Here is a 17,560-nt window from a genome sequence, read left to right as displayed (position 1 = left end):
TCTCCAACCGACTGTTGCTTACAAGTTTTCACTCACCAATAAATATCCTGAGTTTGGCTCTATCTCAAGGCTCAAATAACCATTATCACTAAAATATGTAACTCTTCCTACATTATATCCTGATGGACTTGTATATATTACTCTGCTTATTGCGGCATTATCTCTCATTCCGGTAAGATATAGTGGAATGTCGAGCTTTCTCTTGTCCTTACCCGAATGAATTATAATTACTGATATATTTTCTTTAGACACTCTGGCATATCCCACTGTACCATTGCTTGAAATAAGCTTTATAAGAGATCCATGTCTAAGTTCTTTTCTAAGTCTATGCCATCTGTTCAGGTATCTATGATACTCCAACAGTTCCAAGTTTTCACTTCCCCATGGATAGGTTCTTCTACTGTCCGGATCTGTAAAACCGCACACTCCAACCTCATCACCATAGTACACTGTAGGTGCACCCGGCAGAGTTAACTGCATCATTATAGCCTGTCTCATAACCTCAAGACTTACTCCTGCACTTGCATCCTCTGATTTATGTGTGTTTATTCTGCCCACAATACCATTTGTTCTGGTAAGGAATCTTGAATGGTCATGGTTTGAGAGCTGATTCATAGATACCAATATTGCATCATAATGCATCTTACCCAAGGCATTCTTTAACATAATAAAGAACATATCCGAATTTCCCTTCAGACTCATATCCTCTCTATCTGAATGCTTTTCAAGACCTGTCAAAAACCAGCTCACCGGCTCCATAAAACCGTCATAGTTCATTACTCCATCCCAGCACTTTCCATCCATCCAATAACTTGGATCACCATAGTGTTCTGCCAAAATGAGTGCATTTTTATTTGCACTCTTTACAGACTTCCTAAACATAGACCAAAACCTATGATTAAATTCAATACTGTATCCCAAATCTGCCGCTACATCAAGTCTCCATCCATCTACATTGAATGGCGGTGATACCCATTTTTGTCCAATACGCAATATCTCATCAATAAGTTTTTTGCTGTTTTCATAGTATAGTTTTGGCAATGTATCATGTCCCCACCATCCGTCATACTCATCTCCTACAAAATTAAAATAGGATCTGAACTCACTGGATTCTGACCAATATGCACCTATAGGATAGCTTTCATCTGCTCTTTTATAAATACCTTCTTTATCCATCCATTTATTAAATGAACCACAGTGATTGAAAACCCCATCTATAATTACTTTTATATTTCTATTATGTGCCTCTTTCACCAGCTTTACAAACAACTCATTACTCGCCTCAAGATTTTTCTTTACGGTTACTCTTTTCACATACTTAAGTGCATTTTTATTGTCACTATCAAACTCACCTAAAACACCTTCTGCATCTTCCACTATCTTTCCTATGTGTGGATCGATATAATCATAATCCTGAGTATCATATTTATGATTTGATGGTGATACAAAGAGAGGGTTAAAGTATATTACCTCAACCCCAAAGTCCTTTAAGTAGTCCAATTTTTGTAAAACACCTTCTAAATCTCCGCCATAAAAATATCCCACATCAAAATTTGAAGGATATTCGTTCCAATTTTCCTTATGCTTTACCGGCAGGCCTATATAGATATACTCATCATCTACTACATCATTTGTTTCATCTCCACGATTAAACCTATCAATGAAGATCTGATACATCAAAGCTCCCTTAGCCCATTCAGGTAAAGAAAAATTTTTATTATATTCAAATAATGTATCTTCTTTTAAATAATCTGTAATCCCAAATCTTGTGTAATAAAATATCTTCTTGTCGTCAATTATTTTAAAATAATATTTAAAATAATCCATATCAATCAAATCAACATAATAATAATCAAAGTACTCGCTTGAGTGAAGTTTTTCCATCTTTAATTCACTACCGCTTTGGTGATCTACCCATATAATATCCGGTTTATCATCCTTAAAAACTCTTATCTGTATTCGTATTTCTTGTCTATTCTCAAGGCTTTGTATTGATACATAATCACTTGTTTCATCACTAAAAATACCTTCAATATTCATCTAAAACAATGCCTCAAATTCTTCAAAACCAATTTTTTCTTTTTCTATAAGAAGTGCTGCACATGATTCAAGAACATATTTTCTCTTCAATATTATTTCTCTTGCCTTTTTATAGCAATCATTAATAATATTTCTTATTTCTTCATCTATCATATTTGCAGTTTCTTCACTATATGCCTTAGTTTGACCGAAGTCTCTTCCTATAAAAATCTCATCACCTTCATTGCCATAATTTACAAGTCCGGCTCTCTCATTCATACCAAACTCCATAACCATAGCCTTTGCAACCTTAGTCGCTTGCTTAATGTCAGAGCTTGCACCTGTTGTAATATCTCCAAAGATTATTTCTTCGGCTATCCTTCCTCCAAGGCTCACCATAATATCATTTAGCATACCGGATTTGGTATGGAACATCTTATCCTCACTCGGTAATGGCATAGTATATCCTGCTGCACTTACACCGGTAGGTATAATAGAAATAGTATGCACAGGTCCTACTCCTTCCAGTTCTCTAAAAAGTATTGCATGCCCTGCCTCATGATAAGCAGTAATTGCCTTTTCCTTTTCACTTACTATCCTTGACTTTTTCTCTGTACCTATTCCCACTTTTATAAATGCCCTATTTATATCATTTGAAGATATATATGCTTTACCCTCTCTTGCAGAGAGTATTGCCGCCTCATTCATCAGATTTTCAAGATCTGCACCCGTAAATCCTGATGTCTGTCTAGCAACTGAATGTAAGTCAACATCATCTGCCAAAGGCTTTGATGACACATGTATCTTTAATATTGCCTCTCTGGCTGCTACATCCGGTCTACCTACTGCCACTTTTCTGTCAAATCTTCCCGGTCGAAGAAGTGCCGGATCCAAAATGTCCACTCTATTTGTAGCTGCCATCACAATGATACCCTGGTTTCCTGCAAAACCGTCCATCTCAACCAAAAGTTGATTTAGGGTCTGCTCTCTCTCATCATGGCTTCCACCAAGTCCTGAACCTCTTCTTCTGCCCACTGCATCTATCTCATCTATAAATATAATACATGGTGCATTTTTCTTGGCATCCTCAAAGAGATCTCTCACTCTACTTGCACCTACACCTACAAACATCTCAACAAAGTCAGAACCTGATATTGTAAAGAATGGCACTCCTGCCTCTCCTGCTACTGCTTTTGCCAGGAGTGTCTTTCCTGTTCCCGGAGGTCCTACAAGTATTATTCCCTTTGGAATCCTTGCACCAAGCTTAGTATACTTACCCGGATCCTTTAAGAAATCCACAACCTCAGCCAGTTCCTCCTTCTCCTCTTCAAGTCCTGCCACCTTTGAAAAGTTCACATTTGTTGTCTTTACAATTCTAGCCCTACTTTTGCCAAAATTCATCATCTTATTATTGCCACTACCACCTGCTGCAATTCTACCATTCATATAAACTATGAAAAACATTATCATAACAGCAGTCAAACCTATCGGCAATATTGTATTTGTAAAAACACTATCCCGTGGAACATCTTCTAATATATATGTTATATTACTTGAATCCATTTTCCTTGTGAATTCATTTACATCAGATATAAAATAATGTACCTCACCCTTTTCATTATTAAAGTGAATTATAGCCTCACCTGTAGGTGTCTGTGAATTCTGTCTTATCTCAATCAGTCCAATATTGCCTTCCTCAACCACTGCATTAAACTGAGTCGAGTTCAATTTAACAATACTAAGCTGATTTCCCATGTTAAAGATCAGCCATATTACAAGTGCTACAACAAACAGTAAGAAAAACATTCTTACAGGATTATCTACTCTTTTCATTTCGCTCCAATCTATTCTGAGAGTTCCATGACTCCAATATAAGGCAGATTCCTATATTTTTGGTCATAATCAAGTCCATAACCCACTACAAACTTGTCCTCTATTTCAAAACATACATAGTCTACATGTACATCCATCTTCTCTCTTCTTGAAGGCTTATCAAGGAGAGTACAAAGCTTTATAGACTTCGGTCCTCTCTTTTGTAATATATCCATAAGATATGACAATGTATTTCCCGAATCAATGATATCCTCTACCACAAGAACATTCTTATCTACAATACTGTTATCCAAATCCTTTACAATCTTAACCACACCTGAACTCTTGGTTTCAGCCCCATAGCTTGAAACACTCATAAAATCAAGCCTTACATTTAGATCAAGTCTCTTGGCAAGATCACACATAAACATTACTCCACCCTTTAATACACATATGAGAGTAAGTTCCTCGCCCTTATAGTCCTCATTGATCTTTTCTGCAATCTCCAAAATTCTTGTACGAATTTCCTCTTCTGATATTAATATATCAACTTTTTCCTTCATATTCGCTCCTAATTAATTCTATTTTTAAAATATTTTTTGTATTGCTATCTATATTGTAGAGTTCACCGGTTCTGTTAAGTCCGGTATTATAAATATCTCCGCATCCAAATATCCACAAAATATCTGCCCCTATTGCAAGTACTGCATGTTTGCTCCTGATTCCTGCGGCTATCTTCTCATCAGTAAAAAGCTTCTTTATTGCCTTTCTTCCTGATTTTATATGGATAAAATCTCCACCCATATACTGTCTCATGGTAATATTTTCTTCTATAATTTTTATCATATCATCTTTATCCACAATGCTATTTATGCACAAAGATCCCCTGTTATATTTTACTATATTTTCAATGACTTTGTCAAAATCCAGCCATCTGATATTACCATCTTTAGGGACATCATTCATATTAAAATCGTCTAAAATACTGTATTTTATTTCAGGAGATATAATATCACTATCATATTCAGCTTTTTTTTGTTTACTACTAAATCTCAGTTCCCTATATTCATTATATACCTTTATGGAATATTTCAAATCTATTTTTTTTCCGTTTTCCGACTTTGCAAGATTCCATACATCCTCTATATGTACCATACCTATATCTTTGATACCGAAATTCTGAGACTTTAATATCTCTTTTAAACTATATCTAATGATATATGTAGCTAATATATGTGGCTCTTTTAGAATATTCTCCTTATTTAATAAAAAATCTCCGCTTCCGGTGTTTTTTAAATTTTTTTCACAAAATTTTATAGCCAAACTTTCAAAATACTCATCTGCCTCTGATACCAACTTAGAACTTTTATAAAAATTATTTACTACATTACTATTAACATTTTCTCTGAGGATTGGAAACACCTCATTTCTTAAGATATTTCTTGTATATTCATTTTCAAGATTTGTACTGTCAATCATATACTCAACATTATTTTCGCTTAAATAATTTTCTATTTCCTCTCTGGAAAATGAAATAAGAGGTCTAATGATTCTCTCGGTTTTTGCCGGTATTCCCTTCAATCCTGAAATCCCACTTCCTCTGGACATATTATGTAGTATAGTTTCCGCATTATCATTTTTATTGTGAGCTACGGCTATCTTGACTTTCGATATATCTATGTTCTCACCCACTGCTATTCCTTCAGCAACTTTTTCAAATGCCTCGTATCTTGCTTTTCTACCTGCTTCTTCTTCACTTAATTTTAAATCTTTCGCCATTTTTGGTATATCACAAAAAAACGAAAAAAAACTTATACTAAACCTTTCACAAAACTCTTGAACAAACCTCTCATCACGTTTTGCTTCTTCACCTCTTATACCATGGTTTATATGTACAACAAAAAGCCTTATCTCTAAGGCTTTTTGTATTCTGCTTAATGTATGCAGGAGGCATATGGAATCTGCACCCCCACTTACACCAAGTACTATTCTATCTTTTTTTTCAATCAGATTATTATCTTCTATGAAATGACTCAATGCATCTATATCTAACATATTATTTTTCTGCCTTTATAGCAATTTCATTTGGAAAAACCAAGCCAAGTTTTTCTCTTGCCATTTCTATTATATAGCTATCTGTCTGAACATATTTTCTTTGTTCTTCAAGCTTTTTTGATCTTTCATTCTCACTATCAAGTTCTTCAAGTATCTTTTGTTTATAGGACTCTCTTTGTACAAGTTCTTTTTTTATACTGTTTACCTTTACTCCCAAAATAATAGCCATAGATAATACTACAGTAGTAACTGTAACAATAGCAAATTTATTCTCTAATATTGCTATGGCTTTTTTTCTTTTTCTCGCCATTAAAGTTCCCCTTTTAAATCCTGCTAAAAACTGCATTTCATTGAAAAACTTTTTTATTTTTCAAGATAGTTACTATATTTATAATAGTATCATTCTATTCTTTTTGCAAGCCTCTATCATTTCAACAGGCCATACACTGGACTGTACTTCTCCAATATGAGCTTTATTAAGCAATAGCATGCAAAGTCTACTCTGTCCTATACCACCACCTATTGTATATGGAAGTTCTCCTGCCAAAAGAGCCTTGTGGAATGGCAGATTTTTTCTATCTATGGCATTTGCAGTCTTTAACTGATATTCCATAGCGGTTTCATCTACCCTGATGCCCATACTTGAAATCTCCAATGCACAGTCTAGATTTTCAAACCAGAAAAGAATATCTCCATTCAATTCCCAATCATCATAGTCAGGAGCTCTACCGTCATGTGGCTGACCATCACCTAAAGCACCACCAATTTTTTCTACAAAAACACATCCATATTCTTTTGTAATAAGACATTCTCTTTCCTTAGGAGTCTTATCAGGATATCTTTGTCTAAGTTCCTCTGAAGTAATAAAGTATATGTCATCCGGCAAATGATTGACCGCTTCAGGATATTTATACCACACCTCATGCTCCATATGCTTTATAACTTTAAATATAGTTCTTACTGTGTCTTCCAATACTTCTATAGTTCTGTCTTCTTTTCTTATTACTTTTTCCCAGTCCCACTGGTCTACATAGCAGGAATGAAGATTGTCAAGTTCCTCATCTCTTCTAATGGCATTCATATTTGTATACAGACCTTCACCCGGTACAAAATTATATTCGCCAAGTGCCATTCTCTTCCACTTTGCAAGTGATTGAACAACCTCATACTCTTCATTTGGTACTCCAAGAATATCAAATGATACAGGACGCTCTACTCCACTTAAGTTATCATTTAAACCGCTTGACTTTGATACAAATAAAGGTGCAGAAACCCTCTCCAGATTCATTTCCTTTCCAAATTCTTTTTGAAATGTATCTCTGATATATTTTATCGCTTCCTGAGTCTGTCTTACGCTTAGTACAGGATCATAACCCTTTGGTAAAATCAATGCCATAAATAACCTCCAATATTAATAAGAAATCCTTCTCTTTAAAAAACTTATGATATCACTAAGTACAGCAATATACAAGATATAATGCAATAACTTAATAAAAATACTCAAAATAAAAACTGCCTTTTAAGGCAGTTTCTTTAAGTTTATTCTATTGCGATTGTCTTCGGTGATTCCGGTAAGATCTCCTTCTCCTTAGGTAAAGTAAGTTTCAAAATACCGTTATTATATGAAGCCTTGATATCTTCCTCGGTTATTGCTTCTCCTACAAAGAAACTTCTCTGGCATGAACCGAATCTTCTCTCCCTGCGGATGTATTTCCCCTGTTCATTCTTTTCATCATTATTTTCTTCATGCTTTGCACTGATTGTAAGGTAGCCATTCTTTAAACTTGCAGTGATTTCTTCCTTATTAAATCCCGGCACCTCTATACTGAGCTCATAATTGCCGTCAATTTCCTTAACATCAGTCTTCATACTTGGAGCTTCAAACTTTCTAAAATCTCCTCCCCAAAAATCATTATTAAAAAAATCATCAAATAAATTATAACTTCTTCTAGGTACTAACATATCTATATCTCCTTTTTAGTATTCATTATTATTTACAAGTAAAACATTTGATTGTTATCTATGTCTTATTTGTTATAGCTGTACTATAACATAAATTGTTAGCACTGTCAATACCTGAGTGCTAATTTTTATTTATTAAAACTTTTCTTTAAACCTTGACATTCATCTTATAATATCCTAAAATTATATTCGCGTTTAGATTGAACTGTCCGTGTCCAGGCTTCAATATAAACTTTTAGAAGTAAAATTTTATTCAACAAAAAAGTTATTTATTTATTGGAGGTAATTGTGGCTAATATCAAATCAGCAAAAAAGAGAATTCAAGTTGCTTTGGTTAGAACTGAGAGAAACAAGTCTATCAGATCAAAAGTAAAAACTGCTATTAAGAAAGTTGAGAGTGCTGTTGCAGCAAATGACAAGAAGCTCGCTCAGGATAACCTTAAGAATGCTATCGTTGAGATTACAAAGGCAGCATCAAAGGGTGTATATCACAAGAATAATGCATCTCGTAAGGTTGCAAGACTTTCAAAGGCTGTTGATAGTATCAATGCATAAAACAAGCTCCAATGACCGTCATCATTGGAGTTTTTTTGTTTCTCCTATCTTTTGGCAGGATTTTTTATCTACTTATAATCATTTTGCAAATCTTATTTCCCTGACCTGAAAATTTCTCTTCATATTCTGTCATTATATTTTCTTCAGACTCTTTTTCCGAATGAAAGTCAAAGCTACAAAAATCCAATTTCCACTTTGAATCCTTCACCACCTCCAGAGAATATTCAAAAAGTCCCACATTGTCAGTCTTAAACTCTATTACACCATCTTTCTTTAATATAATATCATATATATTTAAAAAATCCGGTGATGTAAGTCTTCTGTTTGCGTGCCTATCCTTTGGCCATGGATCTGAGAAATTAAGGAATATCTTATCAACCTCGCCTACCTCAAATATTTCTGAAAGCTTCTTAGCATCTGCACATAGAAACCTTAAATTATCTATACTTTTCTCTGTTTCCAGATTTCTTTTTCTTTGTATTGCCTTCATCAATACACTTTCATATTTTTCTATGCCAATAAAGTTTATATTCTGATATCGCATTGCCATATTTCTAATAAATTGCCCCTTGCCCATACCTATCTCTATTTGCAGAGGTCTTTTTTCTTCAAATATATCCTGTATATTTCCTTTTAATGCTATAGCTTTGTCCTCTCTAATGCATTCTTTTGCATCAGTTATAAAATCCTCACAACCTTTTATATGTCTAAGTCTCATTGTTCTTACTCCATTTCTTATATAGCAATCTAGTATACATTATAAACATCAAAAAAAGCAACAGACATTTAATCTATTGCTTTTATATTTATTTTTTAATATTACTGTTCCTGAATTTCTCTCTTTCCAAGAGTAATACTTACGGTCTTCTCAACATAATTTCCACTCTCATCAAGTCTTTGAACTGTCAAGTCTACTGTTCTACCACTCTCATAGTATGTAAGCATATTTTTAAGGCTCTCCATAGTTCTTACACTCTGTCCATCAAATTTTGTTATGATATCCTTAGCCTTCAAATCTGAAGAAGCTGCAGCTCCACCTTCTACTACTTTATACACATATATGCCCTGTGGCATATCATAGGCTTTTGCCATTTCCTCATCAATATCCTTACCCTGTATACCAAGATAACCTTGATTTTCCTCTGATACAACCGTTCTTGTTTCCTTGCTTGAAAGCTCGGCTATAAGGTCCTTTACTGTAGATATTGGTATGGCATAACCCATTCCCTCTACAGCGGTATCTGAATACTTGGCGGAATTTATACCGATAACCTCACCTCTCATATTAAGAAGTGCACCACCTGAGTTTCCCGGATTGATAGCTGCATCTGTCTGCAAAAGGTTTCTGGATGTACCGCCTTCAGTCTTTACCTCTCTATTTAGTGCTGATATATAACCAACTGTTACTGACTGTCCATAACCCAAAGCATTTCCTATAGCTACCACTCCCTGACCTACCTTAACATTATCAGAGTTTCCAATCTTTGCAATACTTATCTTTGACAATGTGTCCTCAGACAAATCAGAAAGCTTGATTGCAACTACTGCCACATCATTGTCACTGTCACCACCCTTTATAGATGCTGAAGCTTTAGTACCGTCATCAAATTCTACTTCCAGACTGTTTGTATCCTCTACAACATGGTTATTTGTAACTACAAGTAATTCACTATCAGTTTTTCCTACTATAATACCTGAACCACTAGACTCAGCCTCATAACTTTGTGGTCCAAAAAAGCTATTTTGTGTGATCTGCTCTTTACCATATATAGATACTACTGATGGCATTGCCTTATCTACAATAGTAGATACATCCATGTTTGAAAGATTTGTTGCAGGAGCCGCAGTACTTTCACTAACTGTATCATCGGTAGCCGCTTTAGTTGTATTATCTTGACTGCCTATAATAATATTGTCAGCACTTTTCTTCTCTATATTATTTCCGATATAGCTGCTTGCAATATTGTTGACACCAAACATTACACCACCTGCTACTACGCCAAATACTGCTGCACTGGCTACAAATCCTATAGCCTTTCCTACCTTTGATTTCTTTCGCTCCTTACCCTTACTCTGGACTTTTTGAGGCTGTGCGGCAAAAGTCTCTGTTCGTACATCTTCTGACTGAGTTCTTCTATTATCCTCTCTATCCATTTCTCTATTATATCCATCTGCCTTCACCTCCTCATTAATATTTACCGAAGCATCCTCTATATTATTAGAATTTATATCTGTATTAGTATTAAACTCATCTCTATTAAAATATTTTACTTCTTCTTGATTGAAGCTTTGTGAAATATTATCAACACTTACTTCATTTCTTGCTATACTCTCTGCAGCCCTTGCAAGGCTGTCAGTATGTTTTTGTATAATACTATCTATATCTCTTTGCTCATTCTGAGATTCAAAGCCATTTTCAGCTTCTCGTCTTATGTTCTCTTCACTGTTAGCATTTATTTCATTATTAAACTCATCTCTATCAAATCCCATATTCTTACTTGTACGATATCGTACTCTCCTTTCATCTATATAAAAAAGCATTGGTAGCTTTCCCTCTATGGTTAATAGTCTACCAATGCTTTGTGTCTTATTTGTGTTTTAAATAAGTTTTAAATGTGTTTTTTATTCCGGTTTTGCTTCTACAGTCTGTACATTGCCGCTGCCCGGTCCTACTACATTAGGTGCCGGTGCTACAGTTTCTTCCTTTGTAGCAGCTGTCGTCTCTTTTGCAGCAGTAGTGGGTATAGCCTCTACAGTTGCTTCTTTTGTAGATTTATTATTTGCCTTTGTCGTTTCACTTGAACTGTTTTTCTTGGTTTGTGATTCATTAGAGGCTGCTGTAGTCTTTGCTTCAGTACTCTCTACAGTCTCTCCCGGACCATTTACCTTCTTTTTTGTAGGCTCTGTTTCTGCTGTAGTATTCCCCTTCTTCGTATGTGATTCTGTTGAAGGTGTAATAATCTCTACGCTTGAAGCCTTTGAATTCTGTGTAGTCTCTCCCGGTCCAACATTTTCATTTGCCTTTGAACTTCCTGAAGTTTTATCTTTCTCAGACGAACCGTTCTCATTACTTTGATCTATATAATATTTATTACCGGCTCCATCAGTATAATATTCATCATCTTCATTCTTATCCATCCAAATAGTCTCACCGTCTTCATCCAGTTGATAATATTTTCCATTATTATCTATGTAGATGTCCACACTCTTTTTGGCTTCTTCTGTTGTTGATTTCTTCTTGCTCTTAGTTTCATCTTCATCGTCATACGATTTACTGTTAGACTTATAAGCTCCACTCGTTTTCACTCGTTTTACACTATCTCCATTCTTATAAATACCAGTATCATCAGAAATCTGATCACTATATGCTTTTACCTTAGCAGATACCTCATAATTCTCATCTCCAAAAAGGAACTTATGCAATTCAAGTACATTGCTTTCAAGATTTACCGGAACTACTATAAATCCCTTTGTTCCAAGAATCATATCATCCATATCAAATGGGAATCCCTTTGTATCCTTTATCTTGTACTTACTTATATCATTTATTATATCAAGTCCATCCTGCCATGTCATATTGGTTGCTACCATTGAAAGCATATTTCCAAGCAAATCATTAAGTGTCTTCAGATCCGCCTTCTTTGCTTTATCAAAAGCCAACTCGATAACTTTTCTCTGTCTTTCTGTTCTCTGATAGTCTGTATCCATATATCTAAGTCTGGCATATGCAACAGCCTGAACCCCGTCCAAATGCTGCATACCGGGCTTCTCTAACTGAACTGAACCTATTCCTGTTCCCTTTACAGTCTCTGTAATATATGAGTTGATATATTTAAACTCAGGTTTTGTAATCTCTATATCTACACCACCCAAAATATCGATTGCTGTAGCAACCGCTTTCCAATTGAATGTTACATAATCTGTAATATTCAAATCCAAGCTATCATTAAGCATCTTTACAGCTCTGGCAGGTCCACCATAGCTATAAGCATGCGTAGCTTTCTGAAATGAATTCTTTCCTACATCCAAATATGTATCTCGATAAATAGATACCAGCTTAATATCTCCTGTAGCTTGATCAATTGAACATATAATTATAACATCAGATCTATTGCCCTTACCAACACTACTGTCTCTGGAATCCACACCGAATACTGCAATATTTCTATAACCTCTCATCTCTTCCAGCTTTTTTTCTGAAAGATCTGTATTGATAACCTGTTCAACATCATAATCCGGTCTTTGTATCTTGGAATACTGCTTCAATACATATGCATAGGCAAATATTACACCCAGTACCAAGACCTCAGCTATGAACATTGTAAAGAAAAATAGTATCTTTGATTTCTTCTTTCTTCTGGACTTCTTATTTTCTTCGCTCATTATAATCCTCCTGCTAATAAGCATTTTTGTTGATAAATCCCTTAAATATTGTCAAAAACATTATCTTGAAATCAAAACCTAAAGTCCAATTTTCAATATAATATAAATCATGGTCGATCCTCTTTTGTATTGAAGTATCACCTCTAAATCCATTCACCTGTGCCCAACCGGTAAGTCCCGGTCTCACCTGATGTTTTATCATATAATGCGGTATCTCTTCTCTAAACTTCTCTACATAAAAGGGTCTTTCAGGTCTTGGTCCCACCAAGGACATATCACCCTTTAGGATATTGAAAAACTGCGGCATCTCATCAATGCTGGTCTTTCTTATGAATCTACCTACAGCCGTAACTCTCGGATCATTCGGCGTAGTCCACTTTGACTTTTCCTCTGAAGGCTTTTGTACAGCCATAGAGCGGAATTTATACATTTTAAAAGGTTTATTATGTAAACCTACTCTCTCTTGAGCATATATTATAGGTCCACCATCTGTCAATTTTACAAGTATCGCAGCAATTATCATTAGTGGTGAGAACAATATTATACCAAACAATGCCCCAAATATGTCAACAATTCTTTTTATATAAGCATTGTGTAATTCAGTAAGCGGCACATGCCTGATATTTATAACCGGCAATCCCTGTAAATCCTCTATATATGGAATAGTTGGAATGAAATTATTGTAGTCAGGTATAAACTTCGTATGAACTCCGGATTTCTCACAATCATTTACTATCGCTTCCAAATGCTCATATTCCTTTATACTTAGAGTTATTGCTATCTCATCCAGTACATTCATTTCCAATATCATATGTAAATTTGGTATAGTTCCTATTACCTTTACTCCATTATAGCTAAAACCTCTATCTTTATTATCATCTAAGATGCCTCTTATATTATAACCCCACTCCGGATTTTGCTTTACTCTGTCTATATACCCTTCTGCAGCTCTGGAATATCCAATCAACAGAATATGCTTTTGATTATATCCCATCTGCCTTATATTCATCAAGAAAATTCGTATACATGTTCTCTCAATTATCATAAATACAATTGTCAAGATATAGAATATAATTACCAACCTTCGTGAAAAATGGTGCATATTCATATTTTTACCACCCAGATAAAGGGTTAGAGTAAATATCAAAAATCCAATAGAATTAGCTTTGAATATATTTGCTATCTCACTTCTTCTTCCTGAAGCTCTCTTTGGTGTATATAATTCAAAGAATTCATAAAGTATCAAAAATACAGGTATAATAACTACCAGAGCACTAAAGTACTCCTTTGTGGAAAGTGCCAATAATGCGTCATCATTATAGTACATTATAAGATAAGCTATTAAATAACTTAAAAATATAACTAAAGCATCTAAGAGTATATGCAGCCTATTCAATCTTTTTTGGTTTTCTTTAATCATATATTGCTCCATATCACACTTTTATGTGGCATACAACTGCCTTATTCTACTAAAATCTTATTTTGATTTTACAACTAAATGAAAAAACTTTCATTACATTTTGCTTAATCTTTAGTAACGGTTCTTAGGAAGTATGTCTTTTTATAAATCTATACACATATTCAAAGGTACCCACTATAATTTCAACTTCTAAAGCCAATATATCCGACTTTTTTATCTCTGAAAAATCTACTCTGTCGCATTCTCCAAGATTCCTGAATCCCTCTACAAGTCCGCTTATATAATCCTTTATAAAGCCCTTTTTCATAAAGAATCCCATCTTTACTAAAGTTCCAAGTAGGAGCGGGAAAAAGTTAAATACTATTTGTAGATTTGTCATATTTTTATAAATCAAATAAATATTATTTCTTGCTGCAAGCCTTACCTTAAATGAATTATATTTTGATCCTGAGGTTGCACTTCCCAGATGATATACCTTGGCATTTGGCTCAAATCCAATAATATATCCTCTAAGTCTTGCTCTAAAGCTCAAGTCCATATCCTCCAAATATGCAAAATGCATTTCATCAAAATAACCTATTTCATCTAAGATACTCTTTCTATATATACTTGCACCTGCACAAGCTGAAAATACTGCTCTTTTTTTTGTAAAATTCTCTACCTTTTCACCTACACCTATCTGATACCCCCATCCAAGAAGTGAATATCCATCTCCGGCATCATCTACCAGCTCCTTATTATTAGCATTTATCATCAGCGGATTTATTGCAAATATCTTCTCAGACTTTTCTATTGCATTAACAAGCATTTCCACATAGTCCGGAAATACCTCAGTATCATTGTTTAGTAAGATAACATACTTACTGTCGCAGGCTGCAAGTCCAACATTTACACCACCTGCAAATCCAAGATTTTCATCCAGATAAATCACCTTTATATTTAGATTGCTTTCATAGCTTTCAAGTTCCATCAAATACTCAACAGATTCATCCTTTGAGCCATTGTCCACGATCAAAATATCAAAATTTTGATAAGTCTGATATCTGAGTGACTCTATACAGTCGCCCAAAAATTTTATACCATTATAATTTGGTATTATTATTGTCACTTTACTCATATTTCTCCAGGATACCTACAGGTATTTTTTTATATTCTCATCAATATAAGGTTCACCTATTTTTTCATTCAACAAATCCCTCAGAGCAAAATTTGACTTTCGCAATGTAAGATTAGGATTGTAATATGGATCTCCCTTTGCCAGTATTTCAGGCCACCTCTTCATAAATGTTGCAGTTTCTCTATTAAACCTTTCAACCTTTTCAGGGCTGTCCTCAAGTCCTCTGGACTTTGATTCATAGTGATAAAATAGTGCATAAGGATTATAAACTACAAGATAATCTTTATCCCTTACCTTCATACAAAAGTCAATATCATTAAATGCTACAGCCAACTCTTCACTGAATCCGCCAACCTCTTCAAATACAGACTTTTTAGTAATAAGTGCCGCAGCTGTTACAGCTGAATAATCCTGCAATGTAAGCGCCCTGTGGAAATAGCTGTTTTCTACCTCTGAGAGTCCTATAAAGGTATGTCCTGCCACACCACCAAAGCCTATAACCACACCTGCATGCTGTATGGTATCATCATTATAAAGGAGTCTGGCACCCACTATACCTACATCTTCTCTTACAGCATACCACATCATCTCTTCTATTGAAGTCGGATTTATAAGCTCAATATCATTGTTTAAAAAGAAAAGATATTTACCATTTGCAAAGCCCACACCAAAGTTATTGATAAGAGAATAGTTAAACTCTCTCTCCCAACGTACAACCTTTACATTATCAAACTCTTTTTGAATCTTATCATAATAATCAAAGGTCTTTTTATCTGTAGAATTGTTTTCCACAACAATAAACTCAATGTTCTTATAACTGCTCTTTGTCATTATGGAGCGAATTGCCAAATCAAGATCCTCTCTGTGGTCCTTGTTTGGAATGATAATAGATAGTAATGGCTTATCTTCCATAATAAAATACTTGTGATAAATTCCGTAATCAACACCCTTGTCTATCTTTTCTACAGGTAATGACTTTCCTACTCTTTCAATATGTGCCTTTATTGCCCTGGCACCTGCTTCAAATGCATACAATTTACTTTGAGGATTTGAAGCTGTCGAATTCATATGACATCTCCAATGGTATAGAACCTTTGGTATATGTACTATCTTCTTTGCATTCTCAGTTACTCTGAATATAAAATCATAGTCCTGTGCACCGTCAAATGCCGCATCAAACATTCCGGCTACATCAACGAGTTCCTTCTTTACTACAAAAAGATGGCAAATATAATTCACACTCTCCAATAAATCGATATTAAAATCAGGCTTAAAATGAGGATCAAATAATGAACCGCCGTCCATATCAAGCTTATCCTCATCAGAGTATAAGCAATCACAGTTTTCTTCATTTATTGCCTTTGCACATTCATACAACGCATTCTCAGTAATGACATCATCATGGTCCGCAAGTACTATATAGTCACCACTTGCCATCTTAAGTGCTTCATTTGTATTGCCTGCAATACCTAAGTTTTTACCAAGCTTATTGTATTTTATCTTGCTTCCTATGTTTTTTTCTTCTATATATTTTTTTACAAACGCTTCCTTATCATTACCATTTTCACTTCCGTCAGCCAGGCAAACCTCAAAATTTGTATAGGTCTGTACAAGTATTGAGTCAAGCAGTTCTCTAAGAAAATTGTCCGGAGTCGCATAAAGAGGTATTACTATTGAAAATATAGGTGAATACTCAAATTTTTCTTCTCTTTGTGCATCCAACTCTTCCTTTGTAGGTTTGGTCTTTTCATACCATTCACTGTATTCATAGTCATTATCCATGCCCTGTATTTTACTCTTTGACTTTCGTATAAGAGCTCTTAAACCATTCTTTTTCATAAAATTAAAAGCCACTCTTACAGTTTCCATATTGCAAAGATCTTTAAGCTTTTCCATTCTCTTATAGGCTACGCTCGATCGTTTATATATAAGCTCCTCATTATACTTGATTTTCTTCTTTTGATTATCAACTACTATCTCAAGATAATAGTCTTCTCCCCTTTTGTAATCAAACTTAATATCGAATCCATAATCTTCATCATATACTTTTCCAAAATACACCTGACTTACATCATCTCTTCTGGTCTTAACATATTTGAAATCAACACTTTCCATCTTACTATTATAAACACGAAAAGAAGGCTGTGAAGTTGGTTTTTTACCCACTACCCAACCATTTAAAGTAATATAGTTCTCGCGTATGCGAACATAGTCCACCTTATGTTTCATAAAGTATT

The 17,560-nt window shown here is 34.6% G+C and carries 14 protein-coding genes; 1 reads left to right on the top strand and 13 read right to left on the bottom strand.

Annotation, left to right across the window (positions count from 1 at the left end; all coding sequences use genetic code 11):
* Positions 1 to 18 precede the first annotated feature (18 nt).
* The 7 genes from D4A81_RS01150 to D4A81_RS01120 all read right to left on the bottom strand — a co-directional run bounded on the left by D4A81_RS01150 (position 19) and on the right by D4A81_RS01120 (position 7,848).
* Complete coding sequence (locus D4A81_RS01150) at positions 19 to 2,040, bottom strand: glycoside hydrolase family 13 protein (protein ID WP_111525033.1); 2,022 nt, start codon at positions 2,038 to 2,040, stop codon at positions 19 to 21.
* Positions 2,041 to 3,852: an ATP-dependent zinc metalloprotease FtsH gene (gene ftsH, locus D4A81_RS01145; RefSeq protein ID WP_111525034.1), complete on the bottom strand. Its 1,812-nt coding sequence runs from the start codon at positions 3,850 to 3,852 to the stop codon at positions 2,041 to 2,043.
* Positions 3,853 to 3,863: 11 nt separating this feature from the next.
* Positions 3,864 to 4,394, bottom strand: a complete 531-nt coding sequence (hpt, locus tag D4A81_RS01140; RefSeq protein WP_111525035.1) for a hypoxanthine phosphoribosyltransferase — start codon at positions 4,392 to 4,394, stop codon at positions 3,864 to 3,866.
* Entirely contained in the window at positions 4,378 to 5,886 is a 1,509-nt protein-coding gene (gene tilS / locus D4A81_RS01135; RefSeq protein WP_111525036.1) for a tRNA lysidine(34) synthetase TilS, read from the bottom strand. The genes hpt and tilS overlap by 17 nt, the downstream gene beginning before the upstream one ends.
* 1 nt (position 5,887) lies before the next feature.
* Complete coding sequence (locus D4A81_RS01130; RefSeq protein WP_111525037.1) at positions 5,888 to 6,196, bottom strand: septum formation initiator family protein; 309 nt, start codon at positions 6,194 to 6,196, stop codon at positions 5,888 to 5,890.
* A gap of 78 nt (positions 6,197 to 6,274) precedes the next feature.
* Entirely contained in the window at positions 6,275 to 7,282 is a 1,008-nt protein-coding gene (gene asnA / locus D4A81_RS01125) for an aspartate--ammonia ligase (protein WP_111525038.1), read from the bottom strand.
* A gap of 143 nt (positions 7,283 to 7,425) precedes the next feature.
* A complete protein-coding gene (locus tag D4A81_RS01120; protein WP_111525039.1) occupies positions 7,426 to 7,848 on the bottom strand; it encodes an Hsp20/alpha crystallin family protein in 423 nt (140 codons plus the stop codon).
* A 288-nt stretch (positions 7,849 to 8,136) separates the two neighbouring features.
* On the opposite strand from D4A81_RS01120, the gene rpsT reads away from it, so the two are divergent.
* Positions 8,137 to 8,403: a 30S ribosomal protein S20 gene (rpsT, locus tag D4A81_RS01115; RefSeq protein WP_111525040.1), complete on the top strand. Its 267-nt coding sequence runs from the start codon at positions 8,137 to 8,139 to the stop codon at positions 8,401 to 8,403.
* A gap of 64 nt (positions 8,404 to 8,467) precedes the next feature.
* Here the strand turns inward: rpsT and trmB are convergent, their stop codons facing one another.
* From trmB to D4A81_RS01085, 6 genes are all read right to left on the bottom strand, one after another.
* Positions 8,468 to 9,121, bottom strand: coding sequence for a tRNA (guanosine(46)-N7)-methyltransferase TrmB (gene trmB, locus D4A81_RS01110; RefSeq protein WP_111525041.1), 654 nt, complete (start codon positions 9,119 to 9,121; stop codon positions 8,468 to 8,470).
* A gap of 101 nt (positions 9,122 to 9,222) precedes the next feature.
* A complete protein-coding gene (locus D4A81_RS01105; RefSeq protein WP_330405097.1) occupies positions 9,223 to 10,944 on the bottom strand; it encodes a S1C family serine protease in 1,722 nt (573 codons plus the stop codon).
* Between the two features lie 81 nt (positions 10,945 to 11,025).
* A complete protein-coding gene (locus D4A81_RS01100; protein WP_111525042.1) occupies positions 11,026 to 12,786 on the bottom strand; it encodes an LCP family glycopolymer transferase in 1,761 nt (586 codons plus the stop codon).
* A 13-nt stretch (positions 12,787 to 12,799) separates the two neighbouring features.
* Positions 12,800 to 14,206, bottom strand: a complete 1,407-nt coding sequence (locus tag D4A81_RS01095) for an undecaprenyl-phosphate glucose phosphotransferase (protein WP_111525043.1) — start codon at positions 14,204 to 14,206, stop codon at positions 12,800 to 12,802.
* A gap of 124 nt (positions 14,207 to 14,330) precedes the next feature.
* Entirely contained in the window at positions 14,331 to 15,323 is a 993-nt protein-coding gene (locus tag D4A81_RS01090) for a glycosyltransferase family 2 protein (RefSeq protein ID WP_111525044.1), read from the bottom strand.
* Between the two features lie 15 nt (positions 15,324 to 15,338).
* A complete protein-coding gene (locus D4A81_RS01085; RefSeq protein WP_111525045.1) occupies positions 15,339 to 17,552 on the bottom strand; it encodes a glycosyltransferase family 2 protein in 2,214 nt (737 codons plus the stop codon).
* Positions 17,553 to 17,560 lie beyond the last annotated feature (8 nt).

It is taken from the genome of Lachnoanaerobaculum umeaense (assembly GCF_003589745.1).
GTDB classification, from domain to species: Bacteria; Bacillota; Clostridia; order Lachnospirales; family Lachnospiraceae; genus Lachnoanaerobaculum; species Lachnoanaerobaculum umeaense.
This window is presented reverse-complemented; position numbering and strand designations above follow the sequence as displayed.